This is a genomic window from uncultured Kluyvera sp. (genome assembly GCF_902485085.1).
GTDB classification, from domain to species: Bacteria; Pseudomonadota; Gammaproteobacteria; order Enterobacterales; family Enterobacteriaceae; genus Kluyvera; species Kluyvera ascorbata.
This window is the reverse complement of the sequence record NZ_CABTJS010000076.1, coordinates 112,942-119,445: the sequence shown is the minus strand read 5'-3', so window position 1 is coordinate 119,445 and position 6,504 is coordinate 112,942. Positions and strand designations below refer to the sequence as shown.

Here is a 6,504-nt window from a genome sequence, read left to right as displayed (position 1 = left end):
TTCTCGGACGGACCGAGCATGCTCACCAACCATGGAGCGCCACATTCTTGTGGTATGAAATATCGGCTCAGGGGACTGGCCCGCTTGCGAACATCTCAGAGAAATTTTGTCTTCACAGTCACTCTACCATAGTAAACTGCAAAGTGTTATTCAAACTTTGGGGCTGTCTTATCGGATATGCGACCCTGGTCAAGCAACGCCTGTTCAATGGTCTGTTGTAGCATCCGAATACGCTGTTCCATGCTGGAAGCATAGTCGCGCGTCTTTGCCCTTTCCTGAGTTAACTCATAGCTGATGTTCAACGCGGCGATGAAAACCAGCTGCTCAGTATTTGTGACTCTAGTGCGTTCTTTCAGATCTTGCAACCGCTGATTCAGATCGTCCGCTGCCTGATTCAAAGCATCTCTTTGTTCAGGCGGGCAATTCACTCGCAGTGAACGGCCAAAAATTTGGATATCGACGGGTTGTGCAGACATGCCACCTTCCTGCTGATTGACTGCGCGTCCTTCACTCTCAGGATGTGAAGGGGCGACACTATAGCTACCCTGGTATGAAGATACAAGCCCTTTTCTGGTATCTCCAGGGTCCAAAGTGGTAGCATACCATGAATTCCACCCAACAATGACGAATGCGCATGTCTATACAGAACGAAATGCCGGTTTACACCGTGATGAACCAACTGTTGAACCAACAAGGGGTAGGCCTGACGCCTGCAGAAATGCACGGTCTGCTGAGTGGTTTGCTCTGCGGCGGAAACAAGGACAGCTCCTGGCAGCCGCTGGTTCACGACCTGACCAACGAAGGTCTGGCCTTTGGTCACGAGCTTGCCGAGTCGCTGCGTTCCATGCATGCGGCAACCAGCGATGCGCTGGAAGACGACGGCTTCCTTTTTCAGCTTTATCTGCCTGAAGGCGACGATGTCAGCGTGTTCGACCGCGCCGATGCGCTCTCTGGCTGGGTAAACCATTTCCTGCTTGGCCTGGGAATGGTACAGCCAAAGCTGGATAAAGTGAGAGATGAAACCGGCGAAGCCATTGACGATCTTCGAAATATTGCGCAACTTGGCTATGAAGAAGATGAAGATCAGGAAGAGCTGGAAATGTCGCTGGAAGAAATTATCGAATACGTTCGCGTAGCGGCGCTGCTGTGCCACGATACTTTCACCCACCCGCAGCCGACCGCGCCTGAAGTGCAAAAGCCAACATTACACTAATCACAACGCCCGCTCTGCTTGCTGCGCAAGGCCGGCGAACGGAGCGCTAAGGGATTGAAAGGAGATGTCATGACACAGCAAGCGTTTCTCCGCCGCCGCCAGGCATTACTGGCGCAAATGAAGCCAGGCAGTGCGGCGCTGATTTTTGCCGCACCAGAGGTGACTCGCAGCGCGGATTCTGAGTATCCCTATCGCCAGAACAGCGATTTTTGGTACTTCACCGGCTTTAACGAGCCTGAAGCCTTGCTGGTGCTGATTAAAAGCGATGACACTCACAACCACAGCGTGCTGTTCAACCGCGTTCGCGACCTGACGGCTGAGATCTGGTTTGGTCGCCGTCTGGGCCAGGACGCCGCGCCGGAAAAACTGGGCGTTGACCGCGCGCTGGCGTTCAGCGAAATCAATCAGCAGCTGTTCCAGTTGCTGAACGGCCTGGACGTGATTTACCACGCGCAGGGCGAATACGCTTTTGCTGATGACATCGTCTTCACCGCGCTTGATAAACTGCGTAAAGGTTCGCGTCAGAATCTGACCGCGCCGGATGCGATGATCGACTGGCGTCCGATGGTGCATGAAATGCGCCTGTTCAAAGACAGCGAAGAGATTGAAATCCTGCGTCGGGCTGGTGAAATTTCCGCGCTGGCCCATACCCGCGCGATGGAAAAATGTCAGCCTGGGATGTTTGAATACCAGTTGGAAGGGGAAATCCTCCACGAATTCTCCCGTCACGGCGCGCGCTACCCGTCCTATAACACCATCGTGGGCAGCGGCGAAAACGGCTGCATTCTGCACTACACCGAAAACGAATCCGAGCTGCGCGACGGCGATCTGGTGCTGATTGACGCAGGCTGTGAATACAAAGGCTACGCGGGCGATATCACCCGTACGTTCCCGGTGAACGGCAAATTTACCCCAGCACAGCGCGCTATCTACGATATCGTGCTCGCTTCGCTATACAAATCCCTTGAGCTCTATCGCCCGGGCACCTCCATTCAGGAAGTGACTGGTGAAGTGGTGCGCATTATGGTGACTGGCCTGCATGGTCTGGGGATCCTCAAAGGGGAAATTGACCAGTTGATTACCGACAACGCCCACCGCCCGTACTTTATGCATGGCCTGAGCCACTGGCTGGGGCTGGATGTGCATGACGTAGGCGTCTACGGCGCAGACCGCTCGCGCGTGTTGGAGCCGGGCATGGTGTTGACCATTGAACCGGGCCTGTACATCGCGCCAGACGCGGACGTGCCGGCGGAATATCGCGGTATCGGTATTCGTATTGAAGACGATATTCTCATTACCGAAGACGGTAACGAGAATCTCACCGCGAGCGTGGTGAAGGATGCGGATGCCATTGAAGCGTTGATGGCAGCGGCACGTCAGCTATGAGCGTGATTATTGTCGGCGGCGGCATGACCGGCGCCACATTGGCGCTGGCTATTTCGCAGTTAACGGCGGGTCGCCTGCCGGTGCACCTGATTGAAGCGGCGGATATTCACGCCGCTGAACACCCGGGCTTTGACGGCCGGGCGATTGCGCTAGCGGCTGGTACCTGCCAGCAGTTGGCGAAGGTCAATCTCTGGCAGGCCATTGCCGACTGTGCAACGCCGATTACCACCGTTCACGTCAGTGACCGCGGCCATGCTGGTTTTGTCACCCTTGATGCTCAAGACTATCGGTTATCCGCACTCGGCAATGTTGTTGAGCTGCACGACGTGGGACAGCGGCTGTTCGGCCTGCTGCGCCATGCGCGCGGCGTCACGCTGCATTGTCCTTCGCGGGTGTCGCTGGTTGAACGCCAGGCTGATGGTGTAAGCGTTACGCTGGACAGCGGTGAAACGCTGCAAGGCAAGCTGCTGGTTGCTGCCGATGGCTCGCGCTCCACGCTTGGCGAGCAGTGCGGTATTACCTGGCAGCAGGAACCATACAATCAGGTGGCGGTGATTGCTAATGTCTCCACCGCCGTGCCGCATCAGGGGCGGGCGTTTGAACGTTTCACCGAGCATGGCCCTATTGCCATGCTGCCGATGTCGCAAAATCGCTGTTCGCTGGTGTGGTGCCACCCGCTGGCGCGCCATGACGACGTGCTGAGTTGGTCTGATACGCAGTTTTGCCAGGCGCTACAGAAAGCGTTCGGCTGGCGTTTAGGGCGAATCACCCACGCTGGCGCACGCAGCGTCTATCCACTGTCGCTAACCACCGCCACCCGGACGGTATCGCACCGTCTGGCGCTGGTAGGCAACGCGGCGCAGACGCTGCACCCGATTGCCGGGCAAGGTTTTAACCTCGGCATGCGCGACGTGATGACGCTGGCGGAACATCTGGCGGGTGCGCACGAGGCCAATCAGGATATCGGCGACTATTCGCTGCTGTGCCATTACCAGCGTCAGCGCGCGGAAGACAAAGCGGCCACGATTGGCGTCACCGACGGGCTGGTGCATATTTTCGCCAACCGCTGGGCGCCGCTGGTGGCCGGGCGCAACGTCGGCCTGATGTCGATGGAATTATTTACCCCTGCACGCGATGTGCTGGCGCAGCGGACGCTGGGCTGGGTCGCCCGCTAATCAGCAGTTTAAGGAGTTAATGTGCAAAGTGTTGATGTTGCCATCGTAGGCGGTGGAATGGTTGGGCTGGCGGTGGCCTGCGGTTTACAGGGCAGCGGCCTGCGGGTTGCCGTGCTGGAGCAGTCGCTGCCGCAGGCGCTTGCCGCCGATGCGCCGCCTGCGCTGCGCGTCTCTGCTATTAATGCGGGCAGTGAAAAGCTGCTCACCAGGCTGGACGTCTGGTCGGCCATTGTGGCCCAGCGCGCCAGCTGCTATCACGGTATGGAAGTGTGGGATAAAGACAGCTTCGGCCGCATCGCGTTTGATGACCGCAGCATGGGCTACAGCCATCTCGGCCATATCGTTGAAAATGCGGTGATTCACCATGCGCTGTGGCAGAAAGCCGAGCGCAGTAGTGACGTTACCCTGATGGCCCCTGCAGAACTTCAACAGGTAGTTTGGGGTGAGAACGAAGCATTCCTGACGCTAAAAGACGGTAACATGCTGACCGCGCGTCTGGTGGTCGGCGCGGACGGCGCGAACTCCTGGCTGCGCAGCAAAGCGGATATTCCGCTGACCTTCTGGGACTATCGTCACCACGCGCTGGTGGCGACCGTTCGCACCGAAGAGCCGCACGAAGCCGTTGCGCGCCAGAGCTTCCACGGCGACGGTATTCTGGCCTTCCTGCCGCTCTCCGATCCGCATCTCTGTTCGATAGTCTGGTCGCTGTCGCCGCAGGAAGCAGAACGGATGCAGCAGGCCGATGACGCTGAATTTAACCAGAAGCTGAATATCGCCTTTGATAATCGCCTGGGGCTGTGCAAGGTAGAGAGCGAGCGTCAGGTGTACCCGTTGACCGGGCGCTATGCGCGTCAGTTTGCTGCCCACCGCCTGGCGCTGGTCGGCGATGCGGCGCACACCATCCATCCTTTGGCCGGGCAGGGCGTGAACCTGGGCTTTATGGACGCCGCCGAGCTGATAGAAGAGCTGCGCCGTCTGCATACACAGGGCAAAGATATCGGGCAGCACTTCTATCTGCGTCGCTACGAGCGCAGCCGTAAGCACAGCGCCGCGCTGATGCTGGCGGGAATGCAGGGTTTCCGCGAGCTGTTTGCCGGTGAAAACCCGGCGAAAAAACTGCTGCGCGACCTCGGCCTTGCGCTGGCCGATACGCTACCCGGCGTCAAGCCGCAGCTGATTCGTCAGGCGATGGGCCTCAACGACCTGCCTGAGTGGCTTCGTTAAGTTGCTCACACTTTTACTCCCGGTGGTTCTACCGGGAGTCTCCTTCCTCATTTGAAAAATTCTAATTTCACGCCATTTTTCGCATTAGTTTTATTAATCCATGCGTTTTCATGTTACGGAAAAGTCGCCCTGTTTTACGCATAAAATATTATCTTATGCTGAATTGTTACCCGTTGTTGTTAATTAAATGTGGTGTATTTCGCTTTTTTGCAGTCGATTCCTCTGTATGATTTTTCGCGACTTTTGGTCATAAGCTAATGTGATGTCCCCTTTCTCAGGATGGTTTACCACGATGTTCGGTGGTAAGTTCAGGGAAAAGAGAACGTTTGCGTCGGTGCCCAAATGGGCGTCGGCGTTTGGTTTTGTGGTGCGATATATTCAACGAGGACATGATGGCTCAACAAACGCCTTTGTATGACCAGCACGTGTTATGTGGCGCGCGTATGGTGGATTTTCACGGCTGGATGATGCCGCTGCACTATGGCTCACAAATTGATGAGCACCACGCGGTGCGTACCGATGCCGGGATGTTCGATGTGTCGCACATGACCATCGTCGATCTGCACGGACCACGGACCCGAGAGTTCCTACGCTATCTGCTGGCAAACGATGTTGCCAAGCTCACCAAGCCCGGCAAGGCGCTCTACAGCGGTATGCTGAATGCATCGGGCGGCGTGATTGATGACCTTATCGTCTACTACCTCACCGAAGATTATTTCCGCCTCGTCGTAAACTCCGCCACTCGCGAAAAAGACCTCTCCTGGATTACCCAACACGCTGAACCTTATGCCATCGACATCACCGTCCGTGATGACCTGTCGCTGATTGCCGTACAGGGTCCAAACGCGCAGGCGAAAGCGGGCACGTTGTTCACCGATGAGCAGCGTCACGCAGTGGAAGGCATGAAGCCGTTCTTTGGCGTGCAGGCGGGTGACTTCTTTATTGCGACCACCGGCTATACCGGTGAAGCGGGTTATGAAATTGCCCTGCCAAAAGAGCAGGCCGCCGATTTCTGGCAGAAACTGGTACAGGCAGGCGTGAAGCCTTGCGGCCTGGGCGCGCGTGACACGCTGCGTCTGGAAGCCGGGATGAACCTCTACGGTCAGGAAATGGATGAAAGCGTTTCTCCGCTGGCGGCCAACATGGGCTGGACCATCGCCTGGGAACCCGCAGACCGCAACTTTATTGGTCGCGACGTGTTGGAACTGGAACGCGAAAAAGGCACCGAACAATTGGTCGGCCTGGTGATGACCGAAAAAGGCGTGCTGCGCGGTGAACTGCCGGTGCGCTTTACCGATGCTCACGGCAACGCGTGCGAAGGTGTGATCACCAGCGGGACTTTCTCGCCAACCTTAGGCCATAGTATTGCGCTGGCTCGCGTCCCGGCTGGGATTGGCGAGACGGCGATCGTGCAGATCCGCAACCGCGAAATGCCGGTCAAAGTAACGAAACCTATTTTTGTGCGTAACGGCAAGGCCGTCGCGTAAGCCCTTTTTATTCTGGAGA

6 protein-coding genes are annotated in these 6,504 nt (G+C 56.9%); 5 read left to right on the top strand and 1 reads right to left on the bottom strand.

Annotated elements, in window-relative coordinates:
• Positions 1-146 precede the first annotated feature (146 nt).
• Positions 147-476 carry a cell division protein ZapA gene (gene zapA / locus RDN66_RS09090; protein ID WP_035896247.1) on the bottom strand — a complete coding sequence of 110 codons (330 nt, stop codon included), beginning with the start codon at positions 474-476 and terminating at the stop codon, positions 147-149.
• A 158-nt stretch (positions 477-634) separates the two neighbouring features.
• Here zapA and RDN66_RS09085 point away from each other — a divergent pair, with 158 nt between their 5' ends.
• The 5 genes from RDN66_RS09085 to gcvT all read left to right on the top strand — a co-directional run bounded on the left by RDN66_RS09085 (position 635) and on the right by gcvT (position 6,485).
• On the top strand, positions 635-1,213 hold the full coding sequence (locus RDN66_RS09085) for a YecA family protein (RefSeq protein WP_123650682.1): 579 nt from the start codon (positions 635-637) through the stop codon (positions 1,211-1,213).
• Between the two features lie 69 nt (positions 1,214-1,282).
• On the top strand, positions 1,283-2,599 hold the full coding sequence (gene pepP, locus RDN66_RS09080; RefSeq protein WP_202217204.1) for a Xaa-Pro aminopeptidase: 1,317 nt from the start codon (positions 1,283-1,285) through the stop codon (positions 2,597-2,599).
• Complete coding sequence (ubiH, locus tag RDN66_RS09075) at positions 2,596-3,774, top strand: 2-octaprenyl-6-methoxyphenyl hydroxylase (RefSeq protein ID WP_202217205.1); 1,179 nt, start codon at positions 2,596-2,598, stop codon at positions 3,772-3,774. The genes pepP and ubiH overlap by 4 nt, the downstream gene beginning before the upstream one ends.
• Positions 3,775-3,795: 21 nt before the next feature.
• Complete coding sequence (ubiI, locus tag RDN66_RS09070) at positions 3,796-4,998, top strand: FAD-dependent 2-octaprenylphenol hydroxylase (RefSeq protein WP_035896243.1); 1,203 nt, start codon at positions 3,796-3,798, stop codon at positions 4,996-4,998.
• Positions 4,999-5,390: 392 nt separating this feature from the next.
• Positions 5,391-6,485 (top strand): glycine cleavage system aminomethyltransferase GcvT, encoded by a 1,095-nt coding sequence (gene gcvT / locus RDN66_RS09065; RefSeq protein WP_035896242.1) that lies wholly within the window; start codon positions 5,391-5,393, stop codon positions 6,483-6,485.
• Positions 6,486-6,504: the final 19 nt, after the last annotated feature.